Origin of the sequence: Micromonospora sp. NPDC001898 (genome assembly GCF_042891255.1) — a bacterium.
GTDB lineage: Bacteria > Actinomycetota > Actinomycetes > Mycobacteriales > Micromonosporaceae > Micromonospora.
Genome location: NZ_JBIATC010000009.1, coordinates 55773 through 72304, shown reverse-complemented (window position 1 = coordinate 72304; position 16532 = coordinate 55773). Strand labels below are relative to the sequence as shown.

8 protein-coding genes are annotated in these 16532 nt (G+C 74.5%); 7 read left to right on the top strand and 1 reads right to left on the bottom strand.

Annotated elements, in window-relative coordinates:
* Positions 1-132: 132 nt before the first annotated feature.
* The 6 genes from ACFYZF_RS20130 to ACFYZF_RS20105 are packed head-to-tail and all read left to right on the top strand — an operon-like array spanning position 133 to position 14307.
* On the top strand, positions 133-3360 hold the full coding sequence (locus tag ACFYZF_RS20130) for an amino acid adenylation domain-containing protein (RefSeq protein WP_387022884.1): 3228 nt from the start codon (positions 133-135) through the stop codon (positions 3358-3360).
* The gene (locus tag ACFYZF_RS20125; protein WP_387022882.1) at positions 3353-5623 is read left to right on the top strand and encodes a beta-ketoacyl synthase N-terminal-like domain-containing protein; all 2271 of its coding nucleotides are present in this window, start codon (positions 3353-3355) and stop codon (positions 5621-5623) included. Before ACFYZF_RS20130 ends, ACFYZF_RS20125 begins: the two co-directional genes overlap by 8 nt.
* Positions 5623-5889 (top strand): phosphopantetheine-binding protein, encoded by a 267-nt coding sequence (locus ACFYZF_RS20120; RefSeq protein WP_387022880.1) that lies wholly within the window; start codon positions 5623-5625, stop codon positions 5887-5889. Before ACFYZF_RS20125 ends, ACFYZF_RS20120 begins: the two co-directional genes overlap by 1 nt.
* Entirely contained in the window at positions 5889-9371 is a 3483-nt protein-coding gene (locus ACFYZF_RS20115; protein ID WP_387022878.1) for an amino acid adenylation domain-containing protein, read from the top strand. Before ACFYZF_RS20120 ends, ACFYZF_RS20115 begins: the two co-directional genes overlap by 1 nt.
* The gene (locus tag ACFYZF_RS20110) at positions 9368-12256 is read left to right on the top strand and encodes a beta-ketoacyl synthase N-terminal-like domain-containing protein (RefSeq protein WP_387022876.1); all 2889 of its coding nucleotides are present in this window, start codon (positions 9368-9370) and stop codon (positions 12254-12256) included. The genes ACFYZF_RS20115 and ACFYZF_RS20110 overlap by 4 nt, the downstream gene beginning before the upstream one ends.
* A complete protein-coding gene (locus ACFYZF_RS20105) occupies positions 12253-14307 on the top strand; it encodes an amino acid adenylation domain-containing protein (RefSeq protein ID WP_387022874.1) in 2055 nt (684 codons plus the stop codon). The genes ACFYZF_RS20110 and ACFYZF_RS20105 overlap by 4 nt, the downstream gene beginning before the upstream one ends.
* Before the next feature lie 80 nt (positions 14308-14387).
* Here the strand turns inward: ACFYZF_RS20105 and ACFYZF_RS20100 are convergent, their stop codons facing one another.
* On the bottom strand, positions 14388-15371 hold the full coding sequence (locus ACFYZF_RS20100; protein WP_387022872.1) for a GlxA family transcriptional regulator: 984 nt from the start codon (positions 15369-15371) through the stop codon (positions 14388-14390).
* A 110-nt stretch (positions 15372-15481) separates the two neighbouring features.
* Here ACFYZF_RS20100 and ACFYZF_RS20095 point away from each other — a divergent pair, with 110 nt between their 5' ends.
* Positions 15482-16417: an NADP-dependent oxidoreductase gene (locus tag ACFYZF_RS20095; protein ID WP_387022870.1), complete on the top strand. Its 936-nt coding sequence runs from the start codon at positions 15482-15484 to the stop codon at positions 16415-16417.
* The last annotated feature ends 115 nt before the right edge of the window (positions 16418-16532 follow it).

The following is a 16532-nucleotide window of genomic DNA, read 5'->3' as shown; positions in this document are numbered from 1 at the left end:
GGAGGCATCCTCCGGGTCGCCGTCCGCCAAGGGCCGATGGACGGTGCCGGGAACGCGACCCGGGAGGATTTCCCCGGGGAGCGGGGAACGATGCTCTGTCGGGTGGGAGGTCCGGCGGACGACGCTCGATCCATGGTTCGTACCGGTCCTGCTTCCTTCGCTCAGGAACGACTCTATTTCCTCAACCAGCTCCAGCCCGGCAACCCGGCGTACGTGGTGGCCTTCGCGGTCCACCTGCACGGCGCGCTGCGACCCGAGGTGCTGCGCGGGGCGCTGACCCGGGTCGTCGCCCGGCACGACGCGCTGCGCACCACGTTCGCGCTGGTCGACGGTGTGCTCACCCAGCGGGTGTCGCCCACCCCGCACGCGGACATCGACATCGAGGTGGGCGGGTGGGCCGACCGGGACACCCAGGAGACCTTCCTGCACACCCTGGTCGCCGAGCAGGCCCGGCGTCCCTTCGGGCTCGGCGACGGGCCGGTGCTGCGCGCCTTCCTGCGTTCCTGGGGCCCGGACGAGCACACGCTCGCGGTGTTGGTGCACCACATCGCCTGCGACGGCTGGTCGGTGGGCCTGCTGCTGCGGGACCTCGCCGCCGAGTACAACGCCGCGCTGTCCGGATCCGGTGCCGCCACGTACGCCGAACCGCCGCAGTCCCACCTGACGTACGCGCGGCTGCAGCGCGAGTCCTGGGAGCGCGACAGCTCCGGGCTGGACTTCTGGCGAGCCCGGCTGCGTGACGTCCCGCAGCTCGCGCTGCCCACCGACTTCCCCCGGCCGAGCGTGCTCAGCGCCGACGGCGCGGTGCTCCGCCGCCCCGTCGAGCCCGCGCTGGTCGAGCGGCTCACCGGCTGGGCCAGGGCGCGGGGCGCAACGCTGTTCGCGGTGACGCTGGCCGCGTACGCCTCGGTGCTGTCGCGGTACGCGCGCCAGGACGAGGTGGTGATCGGCGTGCCGGTGGCCAACCGGATGGACGAGACCGAGGAGCGCGTCGTCGGCTGCCTGGTCAACACGCTGCCGATCCGCCTCGACGTGTCGGGCCGGCCGAGCTTCGCCGAACTGGTCGACCGGGCCCGCGGGGCCAGCATGGCCGCGTTCGCCAACCAGGACGTGCCGTTCGAGCAGATCGTGCGGGCCACCGTGGGGGAGCGGCAGCTCAGCCACGCCCCGCTGTTCCAGACCTCCCTGACGGTGCAGAACTTCCCGTTCGAGTTCCCCGAGTTCGACGGGGTGAAGCTGACCGAGGTCGACGTCGAGATCGACGTCACCAAGTTCGACCTGGGCCTGACCCTCGACGTCTCCACCGCCACGCCGTTCCTGCGTGCCGAGTACAGCACCGAACTGTTCACCCCGGCGACCGTCGAGACGCTGCTCAACCACTACCTGACCTTCCTGAGGTCGGTCGTCGACGAGCCGGACGACGAGCCGGCCATGGTGGCGGAGGCCGAGCGGCTGCTGCTGACCGAGGGGGTGAATCCGCCCGTCCCGCAGCGGCCGGTCGAGCACCCGTCGGTGCTGCGCCGGTTCGCCGAGCACGTGGCACGCACCCCGGACGCGGTGGCGGTGCGCCACCGGGACGTGGAGGTCACCTACGCCGAGCTGGACCGGTGGGCCGGGCGGATCGCGGCGGGCCTGGCCGATCGGGGCGTACGGCGCGGCGACCGGGTCGGGCTGCTGCTGCGCCGCTCGCCCGCGATCGTCGCGGCGATCCTGGGCGTGTGGAAGCTCGGCGGCGTCTACGTGCCACTGGACCCCGAGTACCCGCAGCAGCGCCTCGAACTGATCACGGCCAGCGCCGCGATGCCGTTCATGCTGGTGGAGGCCAGCACCGCCGACGCCGCCGGGGCCCTGGCGCAGGACCGCGACATCCGGCTGGCCGACGCGCACACCCTCAACGGGACGTCCGTGGTCGCGGAGACGTTCCCCGGGCCGGATGACCAGGCGTACATCATCTACACCTCGGGCTCCACCGGTGTGCCCAAGGGCGTCATGGTCGGACACGGCGGCCTGGACGCCCTGAACAGCCCGACCCCGGCCGGCCTCGACGTCACCGCCGCCGACGTGTGGCTGGCGGCGAGCTCGTTCTCGTTCGACGCCTCGGTGTGGGAGATGTGGGGCGCGCTGACCACCGGCGGCCGGCTGGTCGTCGCCGACCAGGCCGATCTGGTGGACCGGCAGCGGCTGGCCGCGCTGGTCCGCCGCGAGGCCGTCACGGTGGTCTTCCAGACCCCGGGCGCGCTCTACCGGCTGCTGCCCCCCTACCTGCGGCTGCTGGGCGCGCACGAGGTCTCCAGCATCCGCTACGTCATCCTGGGCGGCGAGGCGCTGAGCTGGTCGCGGGTCGCGTCGCTGGTCGCCGGCACGCCGGGCATGCGCGCGGTGTTCGTCAACATGTACGGCATCACCGAGGGCACCATCCACGTCACGATCTTCGCGGTGCCCGCCGCGGACCTGGCCCGGGTCGGGGAGGGCAACGTCGGTGTGCCGTTGCCGTCGGGGCGCTGCTACGTCCTCGACGACGACCTGCGGCCGACCGGTCTCAACGTGCCCGGCGAGCTGTACTGCGGCGGCGTGCTCGTCGCGCACGGCTACGTGGACAACCCGGAGCTGACCGAGGCGCGCTTCCTGCCCGACCCGTACGGCAGGGGCGTGATGTACCGGACCGGCGACGTGGTCAAGTGGGGCGTCGACGGGAACCTGGTGTACCTCGGCCGCAACGACACCCAGGTGCAGCTGCGCGGCTACCGCGTCGAGCTGGCCGAGGTCGAGGGCGCGTTCCTGACCCACCCGGCGGTGCGTTCGTGCGCCGTGGCGGCGGAGAACGACGAGCTGGCCGCCTTCGTCGTCGGCGAGTTCGGCCCGGACGCCGAACGCGAGCTGCGGGCCTACGTGCGGGGGACGCTGCCGGCGTACATGGTGCCGTCGCGGATCCTGACCGTCGCGGCGATTCCGCTGACCGCGCACGGCAAGGTGGACACCGCGCGGCTGCTGGCCGACAGCCGCGCCGCGCGCACGGCCGCCGCCCCCGTGGCGCGGCGCGACCGCACCGCCGGCACCGGGCTGGAGGAGCGCATCCGGGCCTGCTGGGCCGAGGTGCTGGACCGGGTCGACATCGGGCTGCACGACAACTTCTTCGACCTGGGCGGGCACAGCTTCACGCTGATCGCGCTGCAACAGCGGCTCTCCGAGGAGGGCCTGGACGTCTCCGTGACGGACCTGTTCCGCTCCGGCACGGTCGCCGGCTGCGCCGCGCACCTGCAACAGGAGGCCCCGGTGCTCGTCGACGCGAAGGCGGCGCAGCGCCGTCAGGGCCGGGCCCTGCTCGCCGACCGGCGCCGCACCGGAGGCGGCCGTGGCTGAGCTCGACGACAGCGCGGCGGTGGCGGTGGTCGGCATGGCCGTACGGGCCCCGGGCGCCGAAGGCGACCTGGACCTGTTCTGGCACCACGTGGTCAACGGAGTCGACGCGGTCACCTTCTTCACCCCCGAGCAGCTCGTCGGCTGGGGCGTGCCCAAGGACGTGGTGGAGCGGCCCGACTTCGTGCCCGCCCGGGCGGTGCTGCGCGGCGCGGACCGCTTCGACCACCGGCTGTTCAGCTACTCGCCGTCGGACAGCGCGCTGATGGACCCACAGCAGCGGATCCTGCTGGAGTGCGCCTGGACCGCGCTGGAGCACGCCGGCTACCCGCCCGTCGCCGCCGATGGCAACCGGATCGGCGTGTACGTCGGCACCGGCCTGAACGTCTACCTGCTCGACAACGTGTGGCCCAACGAACGCGCGGTCGAGGCGGCCGGCGGCCTGGGGCTGATCATCGGCAGCGACAAGGACTTCGCGGCCACCCGGATCGCGTACAAGCTCAACCTGCAGGGTCCGGCGCTGGCCGTGCAGACCGCCTGCTCGACGTCGCTGGTCGCGGTGCACCAGGCGGCGCAGGCGTTGCTGACCTACGACGCCGACGTGGCGCTGGCCGGGGGCGCCACGGTTGCCCCGCCGACGCGGCGCGGGCACCTGTACGAGCCCGGCGGGATCTTCTCCGCCGACGGCCGGTGCCGGGCCTTCGACGCCGCGGCCGACGGCACCGTGCCCGGCGACGGCGCGGGTGTGGTGGTGCTCAAGCGGCTCGGGGACGCGCTACGCGACGGCGACACCGTGCACGCCGTGATCCGCGGCACCGCGGTCAACAACGACGGCTCCCGCAAGGCGGGCTTCACCGCGCCCGGCCCCACCGGCCAGACCGGCGTGATCTCGGCGGCGCTGAGCGTGGCCGACGTCGACCCGGAGACCGTCGGCCTGATCGAGACCCACGGCACCGGCACCGCGCTCGGCGACCCGATCGAGGTGGCGGCGCTGCGGCAGGTCTTCGACAGCGTTCGGCCCGACCGGCCGCCCTGCGCGCTCGGCGCGGCCAAGTCGGTCGTCGGGCACCTGGACACCGCCGCCGGGGTGGTCGGCCTGATCAAGACGGTCCTGGCGCTGAAGCACCGGGTGATCCCGCCGATCGCCCACCTGCTCACGCCCAACCCGGCGGTCGAACTGGACGGTTCGGTGTTCGAGCTGCCGGGGACGGCCCGGCCCTGGGAGCCGATCGACGGCGTACGCCGGGCCGGGGTGAGCGCCTTCGGCATCGGCGGCACCAACGCCCACGTCGTGCTGGAGGAGGCCCCGGCCGTCCGGCCCCGGCCGCGCCGCCACGTCACCGAGCTGGTCCTGGTCTCCGCCAAGACCTCCGCCGTGGCGCAGGACAGCCTGGACCGCGTCGTCGCCCGCGTGGCCGGGACGACGCCCGGCGAACTGGCCGATTTCGCGTACACGCTGCGGACCGGCCGGGCCGAGCTGCCGTGGCGGGCCGCGTTCCTGACCGGAACACACGGCTCGCCGGCGAGGGTCCGGCAGGCCGACGCGAAGGCGCGGGCGCGCGGGGTGGCGCTGCACCTCACCGGGGCCGGCGAGCTGACCGGCAACCGGCCCAACTACGACGCCGACCCGGTGTACCGCCGGGTCGTCGACGAGGGCGTGGCGCTGCTCCGCGAACACGACCTCGACGAGGCCGTCCGGGAGCGCTGCGACCGGCTGCTGGCCTGCGTCGGCCTGGTGCGGTCGCTGCGCAGCCGGGGCCTGGCCCCGCGCGCCGTGGCCGGCGCCGGCATCGGCGCGGTGGCCGGCGCGGTCGTGGCCGGGATCATGTCCGTCGCGGACGCGCTGGGGCTGATCCGTGGCGCCGGCGTCGACGGCATCCGGCTCGGCCCGGCGGACCTGCCCGTCCACGGCTCGGACGGGCAGCCGCTGACCGGCTGCGGCGACCTCGCGTACTGGCGGGCGCGGGCGGCCGAACCGCCTGCGCCGGCGACGCTGCCCGTCGACCTCGACCCGGTGTTCTGGATCGAGGTCGGTACGAGCGTCACCCCGCACCTGGGCCCGGACCAGCCCGTGCTGCCCGCCGACCGGCACGCCCGGTTGCTGGCGACCGTCGGCGCGCTGTGGCAGCTGGGTGTCATCGGCGCCTGGGACGGCGTGCACGACACCGGACGGCGTCGGCTGCCCGCCCCCACCTATCCCTTCGCGGCCACCCGGCACTACCTGGACGCCCCCGCGACCCGCCTGGACACAGAGAGGCACCACTGATGCGCGACGTACACGACCGGACCTGGGTGGCCGAGTTCGAGGAGCTGTGGATGGAGGTGCTCGGCGTCGACACGGTCGACGACGACGACGACTTCTTCGACCTCGGCGGCCACTCGCTCAGCGCGCTGCGGCTGAGCACGCTGATCCGTCAGGAGCTCAACCTCGCGGTGATGTTCGGCCACGTCCTGGAGAACCCCCGCCTCGCCGACCTGCGTGCCGTCGCGAGCCAGGTGTCGCCGGACAGGCCCGTGGCGGAGAGCGTGTGATGGCCGCCCCCGACCTCACCACCTGGACGCCGCTCGCCGCGCGGGTGCTCGGCTTCACGCCCGAGCACCTGCGCGACGCGGCCGGCACGGAGTCGTTCGTCGCCCTCGGCGGCACCTCGCTACAGGCCATCGCGTTGGTCTCGCTGGGTCAGCGTGAGCTGCGGGCGCACGTGGACAGCGCCCGGCTGCTGTCGGCGCTGCCGCTGGCGCGGGCGCTGGCCGGCGCGGTGGACTACGTGGACACCGCGCCGCCGGTGGCCGCGCGGCGGCCCGCCGAGCTGGAACTGCTGCCCGGCCAGCGGTCCATGCTGGCCGCGCACCTGCTCGACCAGGACGCGCCCTATCACCTGATGTTCACGCTGGAGGCGGACGGGCCGCTCGACGAGGCCCGGACCCGCTCGGCGCTGCGCGAGCTGGCGACCCGCCACGAGGCGCTGCGCACCCGGTTCGTCCGCGATCCGCGCCAGGCCAGGATCGTGCTGCCCGCGCCGTACGAGCCGAGGCTGCTGCACCAGACGCTGCCCGACGACGACGCGGTACGCGCCGTGCACGAGCTCTACGGCCGGTCGGCCGCGCGGTTGCTGCGCCCCTTCGAACAGCCGCCGGTCGTCTTCGTGCTGACCCGCGCCGGGCAGCGCGACCTGCTGACCATGCTGGTGCACCACACGATCGCCGACGGCTGGAGCATCGGCGTGTTGTGGCGCGAGTTCGCCGAGTTCTATGCCGGTGCCGGTGCTGGTGCCGGTCCGGCGGGCGCGGCGCCGTCGCCCGACTGGGTCGGCTCGCGGCTGGCCGCGCAGGAGGCGTCCGGGGCGCTGGACGGCGCGCTGGCCCGGATCGCGGCCCGGCTGGAGGGCGCGCCGTGGACGGTGGCGCTGCCCACCGACCTGCCGCCGGTCGTCGAGGCTGACGGCCGGGGCGCACGCCTGCACTTCCACCTCGACGCGGCGGCGACGCGGGCCGCGACCGAGCTGGCCCGGCACTGCCGGGTGACGGTGACGTCGGTGGCCATGGCGGCGTGGGCACTGGCCGTGTCCCGCCGCGCGGGCCTGACCGACCTGGTGCTCGGGGTGCCGGCGGCGGGCCGGTTCGAGGCGGGCATGGCCGCCATCGTGGGCCTGTGCACCCGGGCCGTCCCGGTGCGCTGCGTCTCGGCCGACGACGTCGACGTGCGGGACTACGTACGCGGTGTGGCGGCGGCGCTGGCCGAGGCGGCCGCCGACGCTGACGTGCCGTTCGAGCGGGTCGTCTCCGGGCTCGGCGTCGACACCGACCCGGGCCGCAACCCGCTGGCGCAGTTCGGCTTCGCCGCCCACCACGAGCTGGTGCCCGACGAGCTGGCCGCCGGTGGCCGCACCTGGCGGGTGCACGAGGGCCACTGCCACGGCGCGGTGTTCGACGCGCTGCTCTACCTCCAGTCGTGGTCGGGCCGTCCCCGGTTCGCCCTGGAGTACGCGACGTCGGCGCTCACCGCCGCCGACGCCGGGGAACTGGCCGAGTCGTTCCGGGCGGCGCTGCTGGAGCTGGCCGCCGCGCCGGACCTGGCCCTGCGCGACGTCACGGCCCTGTCGGCGGGGCAGCACGCCCGGCTGCGGAAGCTGGGCGCGGGCGGGTCATACGACACCTCCGGCGACGTGTGGTGCCGGTTCGCGGCACACGCGGCGTCCGCGGGCGAGCGGATCGCGCTGGTCGACGCGCACGCCGGGCTCACGCTGACCTACCGCGAGCTGTACGACCACGCCGTCGAGCAGTCGCGGCTGCTGCACGCGCACGGTGTGCGCGCCGGTGACGCGGTGATCCTGGAGCTGCCGCGCTCGGCCGCCGAGGCCGTCGCGGTGCTGGGTGTGCTGCGGCTGGGCGCGTACTACGTCGCGGTCGACCAGCACGCCACCGGCGAGTGGCGGGCACACGTCGCCGCCGCCGTCGCGCCCCGGGCCCGACTCGGCGCGGACGCGCCCGACCCGGCGTGGTCGGGCGTCGCCGAATGCGCCCTGGCCTGCCCGGCGACGCCGCCGCGCGCCGGGGCCGGCTACGTCGCCCGCCCCGGCGACGGGCAGATCGAGGCGGCCCCGACCGACCCGGCGCGGACCGCGTACGTCTCCTTCACGTCGGGCTCCACCGGGGTGCCCAAGGGCGTGGTCGTGCCGCACCGGGCGGTGCTGCGGCTGGCCGACGATCCCCACCTGTTCGCCGACCCGGCGGGCATGCGGATCACGCGGCTGTCCCCGCTGGCGTTCGACGCGTCCACGTTGGAGCTGCTGGTGCCGCTGGCCAGCGGCGACACGGTGGTGGTGTTCCCGCCCGGGGAGCCGACGCCGAGCGGGCTGGCCGAGTTCCTGCGCACCGCCGGGATCACCCACGTCTGGCTCACCTCGGGCGTGTTCCACCTGGTCGCCGACCACCGCCCGGACGCGTTCGCGGGGCTGCGGCAGCTGTTCACCGGCGGCGGCGTGGTCTCACCGGCGCACGTACGCCGGGTGTTGCAGGCCTGCCCGGGGCTGCGCGTCACCAACGCCTACGGCCCCACCGAGAACACCACGTTCACCACGACGTACCCGGTCGACCACGCCGACGCGACGCCGGACCCGCTGCCGATCGGCACGCCGGTGCACGGCACCGACCTGTACGTCGTCGACCCGTCGGGGCGCCTCGTCGCGCCGGGTGCGGTCGGCGAGCTGTGCACGGCGGGCACCGGGCTCGCCGACGGCTACCTCAACGACCCCGTACGCACCGACGCGTCCTTCGTCCGGCACGGCGACCCCGGCGTGCGCCTGTACCGCACCGGGGATCTGGTGCGCTGGGGCGCGGACGGGCAGCTGCGCTTCCTGGGCCGCAACGACCGCCAGGTGAAGATCGCCGGGCACCGGGTGGAGCTGGTCGACGTCGAGCGCAGGCTGCGGGCGCGGCCCGGGGTGCGCGACGCGGTGGTGTTCACCACCGGCGACCCGGTGACGGGCATCCGCCTGTGCGCCGCGCTCAAGCCGGGGCCCGACGGCGTGGACGTGGCCGGCGTGCGCCGGGCGGTGGAGGCCGAACTGGCCCCCTACGCCCGGCCGCAGCAGTGGGTGACGGTGGCCGAGTTCCCGCTCGACCGCAACGGCAAGGTCGACCTGCGGGCCCTGGGCGCGCTGGCCGGCGTGCCGCAGCCGGCCGACACGACCCGGGCCGACCCGGCGGTGGCCGACCCGGCGGTGGGGCGACCGGCGTCGATCCCCGCCCGGGGCTCGGTGTCGCTGGCCGAGTTCGAGGAACTGGTGACGGTGGCCTGGGTGGAGGCGCTGGGCACCGACGACTTCGACGTCGACGAGGCGTTCTTCGACGTCGGCGGGGAGTCGCTGCGGCTGGCGATCGTGCGCCGGCTGCTGCAGGAGCGGCTGGCCGGGCGGGTGATCCCGCTGACCGACCTCTACCGCTTCCCGACCGTCCAGACGCTGGCCAGGCATCTGCACGCACAGACCGAAGGGGCAGGCGCATCCTCATGAACGGCGACATCGCGATCGTAGGCATGGCGGGCCGGTTCCCCGGCGCTGCCGACGTCTGGGAGTACTGGTCCAACGTGGTCGCCGGGACGATCACGATCAGCGAGCTGACCCGCGGCGAGCTGCTGGCCGCGGGCGTGTCCGCCGACCGGCTCGACGACCCGGCGTACGTGCCGGCGCGGGGCGTGCTGGCCGACCCGGACCTGTTCGACGCCGCCTTCTTCGGCATCACGCCACGGGAGGCGGAGACCATGGATCCGCAGCACCGGCTGCTGATGCAGACGGCGTGGGCCGCGTTGGAGTCCGCCGGGCTGGCCGGCCAGCAACCGTTCGGGCGGGTCGGCGTGTTCGCCGGGGCCGGCTTCAACTACTACGCGCTGCACCACGTGTTCACGCAGCCCGGCCTGGTCGAGACCCAGGGGCTGCTGTCGATCGTGCTGGGCAACGAGAAGGACCACCTGGCCGCCAAGATCGCGTACCGGCTGGACCTGGGCGGTCCGGCGGTCACCGTGCAGACCGCCTGCTCGACGTCGCTGGTGGCGGTGCACCTGGCGTGCCAGAGCCTGCGCGCCGGCGACTCGGATGTCGCGCTCGCCGGCGGAGTGTGTGTGGCCGTGCCGCAGCAGGCCGGCTACCTCTACGAGACGAAGGGCATCATGTCGCCCGACGGCACGTGCCGGCCCTTCGACGCCTCGGCCGACGGGACCGTCCCCGGCAACGGCGTCGCCATGGTGACGCTCAAACGCGCCGAGGACGCCCGCCGCGACGGGGACACCGTGTACGCCCTGATCAAGGGGTCGGCGGTGAACAACGACGGGGGCCTGAAGGTCGGCTACACCGCGCCCGGTGTCGCCGGGCAGATCGACGTCCTGACGCGCGCGTACGCCGCCGCCGGCGTCGACCCCGCGAGCGTCGGTTACCTTGAGGCGCACGGCACCGCCACCGAGGTCGGCGACGCGATCGAGCTGGCGGCGTTGACCGAGGTGTTCCGTCGGGGCGAGCGGCCGTGCTCGATCGGCTCGGTCAAGGCCAACGTCGGCCACCTCGACGCGGCGGCCGGTGTCGCGGGCCTCATCAAGGCCACGCTGGCGCTGCACTTCCGGCAGATCCCGCCGCTGGCCGGCCTCAAGCAGGCCCGGCCCGAGCTGCTCGACGGGTCGACCCCGTTCACCGTGGACAGCGTGGCCCGACAGTGGGACACCGCCGGCGGGCCGCGTCGGGCGGCGGTCAGCTCCTTCGGCCTGGGCGGCACCAACGCCCACGTGGTGCTGGAGGAGGCCGACGGGCCGGCCGTGCCCGGTTCCGCCACGGCCGACGGTGACGTCGAGCTGATCGTGCTGTCCGGGCGCAGCCCGGAGGCGGTCCGTGCGGGCGCCGAGCAGCTGAGCGAACACCTGCGGCAGCGCCCCGACCTGGCCGTCGGCGATGTCGCGCTGACGTCGCAGACGTACCGCAGGCACTTCCCGCACCGGCTCGCGGTCGCCGCGCGGGACGTTCCGGCGGCGCTGACCCGGCTGCGCAGGGCGCCGGTCCGCGAGGCGGCCCGCCGGCCCAGCGTGGTGTTCCTGTTCCCGGGCCAGGGCGCGGAGTTCCCCGCCATGTCGCGGGGCCTCTACGACCGTTACCCGTCCTTCCGCGCCGACCTCGACCACGGGGCGGGGCTGCTGGCCCCGGACCTGGGGCTGGACCTGCGCGACGTGCTGGTCGACGTCGACCCGCACGGCGTCGTGCACCGCACCGACGTCACCCAGCCCGCGCTGGCGCTGCACGAGCTCGCGCTCGGCCGGCTGCTGGTGTCGTGGGGGGTACGCCCGGCGGCGCTGATCGGCCACTCGATCGGCGAGTTCGCGGCTGCGGCGCTGGCCGGCGAGATGGCCGCCGAGGACATGCTGCGCCTGGTCGTGACCCGTGGCAGGCTGATGCAGGACGCGCCCGAGGGCGGCATGCTGGCCGTGCTCGCGCCGGTGCCCGCCCTTCAGGAGCACCTGGCGGGCCTGGACGACCTCGACGTGGCCGCGCGCAACGGTCCCGAGGTCACTGTGGTGGCCGGGCCGGTGGCGCAGCTCGCCACGTTCCGGGAGCGCCTGGAGGCGGCCGAGATCCGCTGCCGGACGTTGCCCGCGCAGCGCGCCTTCCACTCGCGGATGATGGCCGGGGCGGCTCGGCTGCTCGGCATCGAGGCGGATCGCATCGCCCAGCGACCCCGCACCATCCCGGTGGTCAGCAGCATCGACGGCGGGTTGCTCGGCAAGGGGCTGCCGCGCGCCGAGGGCTACTGGGCCGCGCAACTGCGCAGCCCGGTGCGCTACCACGACGCGCTGCTGACCGGGCTGGGCCTGCCCGATCCGGTCCTGGTCGAGGTCGGGCCGGGCACCGCGCTGACCGGCGCGGCCCGGGACACGCCGCAGGACGGGCGGCGGGTGCCCGGGTTCGCCCTACAGCCCCGGCAGACGCAGCGGGCCGACGCCGGTGACGTGCTCGCCGGACTCGGCGGGCTGTGGACCGCCGGAGTGGCCGTGGACTGGGCAGCGGTGCGTGGCGACAGCAGGGCGCGGCGGGTCGCGCTGCCCACGTACCCGTTCGCCCGTACCCGGCACTGGCTCGACGCCGCACCGGCGCGACCGGCCGAGGACCCACCGCAACCGGCGGCGGACCCCGCCGGTGCCGGCGGGGACGAGGTGCTGAAGGAGATCATTGAGCTGTGGGGCCGGATGCTCGGCTCTCCCGAGATCGGGCCGGACGCGAACTTCTTCACGCTCGGCGGTGAGTCGCTGCTGTTCATCCGCATGATCAGCCAGGTGCAGCGCAGGTTCGGGGTGCGCGTGCAGACGGAGGCGCTGTCCGCCGATCCCACGCCGCGCGTGCTGGCCGGGCTGGTGACGGCATGACCGGCCGCGCCGATCCGACCCTGGCCGCGGCGGTGGCGGCCGTGCTCTGCCACCGACTGTCGTCCGCGACCTCGGTCGCCGTGCACGGCCCGTGGGGCGACAGTCTGGTGCGGGTCCTTCCGGACAGCACCCTGACCCAGGTACGCGAGCAGACGCGCGGCCCGCAGCCGGGTTCCGCCGTCGTGGTCCCCGCGTCGGACGAGTCCTCGGCGTCCGTCGCGGTGGGCGTCGGGCCGGCGGCGCCCACGACGGGCGGCACCGGGGCGTCGGCGGTGCTGGGCGGAACACCGGTGTGGTTCGCCAGCGACCACGGCGATCCCGCACACCTACAGGAGCGCCTGGACACCCTGCACGCCTGGCTCGCCGCCCACCCGGACCGGCCGGTGCGGGAAGCCGCGCTTCTCGGCCCGGGGGAGCGCAGGACGTTGCTCGGCTTCAACGCCGCGCCGACCCCCGCGCCGCGGACGCCCGTGCACGAGACGATCTGCCGCCAGGCGCAGCTCACCCCCGACGCCGTCGCGCTGCGCGGCGGCGGACGCGACCGCACCTATCGCGAGTTCCTGGACGAGGCGGCGGCGCTGGCGGGGCGGCTGCGCGCCGAGGGCGTGGGGCCCGGGTCGGTGGTCGGCCTGTGCACCGAGCGAAGCCCCGAGATGGTGGTCGCGGTGCTCGGCGTCCTGCTGGCCGGCGGGGCGTACCTGCCGCTGGACCCGTCCCACCCGCGTCCCCGGCTGGACCTCATGCTCCGCACGGCCGACGCGGTGCTGGTGCTGGCCGACGACGAGGGGCGGGCCGCGCTGGGCTCCGGCGGGGAGCCGTCCGTGCCCGTACGGCCGCTGGCCGGCGGTGACCTGCCCGCCGCGCCGGTCGACTGGCGCGGCTACCGGGCGCCGGAGGAGGTGGTGCGGGGGCTGTCGTACGTCATCTTCACCTCCGGCTCCACGGGAGCGCCCAAGGGCGTGCAGATGACGCACCTGTCACTGGCCAACCGGCTGGTGTGGATGCGGGACGAGTACCGCATCGGCCCGGGCGACCGGGTGCTGCAGAAGACGCCGTACACCTTCGACGTGTCGGTGTGGGAGCTGTTGTGGGCGTTCATGACCGGCGCGACCCTGGTCACGGCCGAGGCACAGGCGCACCGTGACCCGCAGGAGATGGTCGAGGTCGTCGCCCGCGAGTCGGTGACCACGGTGCACTTCGTGCCGTCCATGCTCGCCCTGTTCGTCGAGGAGCGCGGGCTGGGCCGGTGCACCGGCCTGCGCCGGGTGATCTGCAGCGGGGAGGCGCTGCCGCCGAAGCTGGTCAACAAGCTCACCACCGCTCTGCCGCAGGTCGAGGTGCACAACCTGTACGGGCCGACCGAGGCGGCGATCGACGTCACCGCCTGGCCGTGCCGGCGGCCCGAACCGGGCGACACGGTCCCCATCGGCCGGCCGATCACGAACGTCGCCGCGTACGTCCTCGACGAGCGCGGCGAACTCGCGCCGCTGGGTGTGCCCGGGGAACTGGTCCTCGGCGGGGACTGCCTGGCCCGGGGGTACGCCGGGCGGCCCGACCTGACCGCGGAGCGGTTCGTCGAGGTCGACGTCGCCGGGTGGCCGCAGCGGGTGTACCGCACCGGCGACCTGGCCTGGTGGTCGCCGAGCGGGCACCTCAACTACGGCGGGCGCATCGACACGCAGGTGAAGATCCGCGGGCAGCGGGTGGAACTCGGCGAGATCGAGTCGGTGCTCAACCGGCACCCGCTCGTCGCCAACAGTGTCGTGCTGCTCCGCGACGACCTGGGCGTCGCGGCGACCCTGGTGGCGTACCTGGTGGCCGAGCGCGACGCCGACCCGCGGCGCCTGGCCGAACCCGCGCTGCGCGCCCTCATGGCGCAGCAGTTGCCCGACTACATGGTGCCCCTGCGGTACGTGGTCCTCCCGGAGCTGCCGGCGACCGCGAACGGCAAGGTCGACCGGGGCGCCCTGCCCGCCCCGCCGGCCCGGGTTCGCCGGCCGGTCGTGACCGCCGACGCCGCTGTCGGCCTGTCGGACGCAGGGCGTCGATGACCGGACTGTGCAGGCGGCGCGGCCCGCCGCCGCGCTGCCGCCCCCGTCGGGGCGGATGGCGGGCGGTGCCCGGAAGCCGATCAGCGCGGCGCACTCGTCGGCGTGGCACGGCTGGCGCGGAACGTGTGGCGGTAGGTCGTCGGCGACACGCCGATCGTGGCGGTCAGGTGCTGGCGTAGCGAGGCGGCGGTTCCGAACCCCGCCTCGCCGGCGACGCGGTCCACCGGGAGATCGGTCGACTCCAGCAGGCGGCGCGCGTGTGCGACGCGTTGCTGGGTCAACCACTGGCCGGGGGTCGTCCCGACCTCGTCGCGGAAGCGCCGGGAGAACGTTCGCACGCTCATCCGCGCGTGGCCGGCCAGCTCGGACAGGGTCAATGGTCGATGGAGCCGGTCGAGCGCCCAGTCGCGGGTCATGGACGTGGTGGACGTGGAAGGCTCGGGCACCGGACGTTCGATGAACTGCGCCTGGCCGCCGTCGCGCCAGGGCGGCACGACGCACAGCCGCGCCACCCGGTTGGCGACCTCGCTGCCGTGGTCGCGGCGAAGGAGGTGCATGCACAGGTCGACCCCGGCGGCGACCCCCGCCGCCGTGAGCACGTCTCCGTCGTCGACGAACAGCACCCCGGGATCGACCTTGATCCGGGGGAACATCCGTTGGAAACGGTCGGCCTCGTTCCAGTGCGTGGTCGCCACGCGGCCGTCCAGGAGGCCGGCGGCGGCGAGGACGTACGACGCGGTGCAGATCGACACGATGCGGGCACCCGGCCGGAGGTGGGTGAGTGCCTCGGCCAACTCGTCAGGAAGCAGGTTCCGGTCCTCCGGGGGACCGCACACGAACGGGGGGATCACCAGGGTGTCCGCCGTCTCGAAGACCTCGACCCCGTGCCGCACCGCGACGACGAAGTCCGCGCTCGTCGCGACCGGAGCGCCGTCGAGGCTACAGGTGACCACCTCGTAGAGCGGGTCGCCGTCCTCGCCCGTCGCGCTGCCGAAGATCCGCACCGGGATGCTCAGCTCGAACGGATAGACACCCTCAAGAGCCAGGACGACGACGCGATGCATGGCCAGATCCTTTCACATGTTGGCGATCTGGCCACTCGAAGCACGTACCCGCCTCCCGCAGTGTTGGCCGTACGCCGATCGGCGATTCGTGCGGGAGCAAAGGAAAGATCATGCGTGCTGTCAGTCAGGACTCGCTCGGAGGGCCCGAGGTGTTGAAGGTGGTCGAGGTGGACCGCCCGGAGCCGGGGATCTCGGAGGTGCTCGTCCGGGTCCACGCGGCCGGCGTCAACCCGACCGACTGGTGGCACCGGGCCACCGGGGGGCTGCTGGGCGAGACGCCGGTCAGGCTGGGGTGGGACGTATCCGGCGTGATCGAGGCGGTCGGGCTCGGTGTGACGATGTTCAGGCCCGGCGACGAGGTGTTCGGCATGCCGCGCCTTCCGCAACCGGCGGGCACGTACGCGGAGTACGTGACCTCCCCGGCTCGGCACCTCACCCGCAAGCCGGCCGCGCTCTCCCACGTGGAGGCCGCCGCGCTCCCGGTGGCGGCGCTCACCGCGTTCCAGTCGTTGGTCGACACCGCCGAGGTGCGCCCGGGTCAGCGGGTACTGGTCCATGCCGCGGCGGGTGGCGTCGGCCACCTCGCCGTCCAGATCGCCAAGGCACACGGCGCGTACGTCATCGGCACCGCCCGCTCGGCCAAGCACGCCTTCGTGTACGGCCTCGGTGCCGACGAGGTCATCGACTACACGCGGGTCGACTTCGCGTCGGCGGTGAGCGACGTCGACATCGTGATCGACACCATCGGGGGCGACTACGGGCCGCGTTCCCTCCAGACGTTGCGCGACGGCGGCATCGTGGTGTCGCTCGCTGCGCCGGCGGAGGCCGATCTGGCGTCGAAGGCGCGCGAGCGCGGCGTACGGGCCGGCTTCACGATCGTCGAACCCGACCACGCGGGGATGAGGGCGATCGCCTCGCTCGTCGAGACGGGGCGGCTGCGCCCCGAGATCGAGGTGGTCCTGCCGCTTGAGCAGGTGGCCAGGGCGCACGAGATCGGCGAGACCGGCCGCACGACTGGCAAGATCGTCCTTGCCGTCATCGACTGATCGAGGTCGGGGCCGGGGCGTCCTCGCCCCGGCCCTCGGCGTCCTCCGCTCACCCGCATCGGATCTTCGCCGCATCGGATCTCCGCTCCGCCTCGGACGACTGCGCGAACCGGGG

Bases quoted from the DNA above. Each gene is read 5' to 3' on its own strand.
- ACFYZF_RS20130 (WP_387022884.1), top strand. From the start codon at position 133: ATGGTTCGTACCGGTCCTGCTTCCTTCGCTCAGGAACGACTCTATTTC.
- ACFYZF_RS20120 (WP_387022880.1), top strand. From the start codon at position 5,623: ATGCGCGACGTACACGACCGGACCTGGGTGGCCGAGTTCGAGGAGCTG.
- ACFYZF_RS20115 (WP_387022878.1), top strand. From the start codon at position 5,889: ATGGCCGCCCCCGACCTCACCACCTGGACGCCGCTCGCCGCGCGGGTG.
- ACFYZF_RS20110 (WP_387022876.1), top strand. From the start codon at position 9,368: ATGAACGGCGACATCGCGATCGTAGGCATGGCGGGCCGGTTCCCCGGC.
- ACFYZF_RS20105 (WP_387022874.1), top strand. From the start codon at position 12,253: ATGACCGGCCGCGCCGATCCGACCCTGGCCGCGGCGGTGGCGGCCGTG.
- ACFYZF_RS20100 (WP_387022872.1), bottom strand. From the start codon at position 15,371: ATGCATCGCGTCGTCGTCCTGGCTCTTGAGGGTGTCTATCCGTTCGAG.
- ACFYZF_RS20095 (WP_387022870.1), top strand. From the start codon at position 15,482: ATGCGTGCTGTCAGTCAGGACTCGCTCGGAGGGCCCGAGGTGTTGAAG.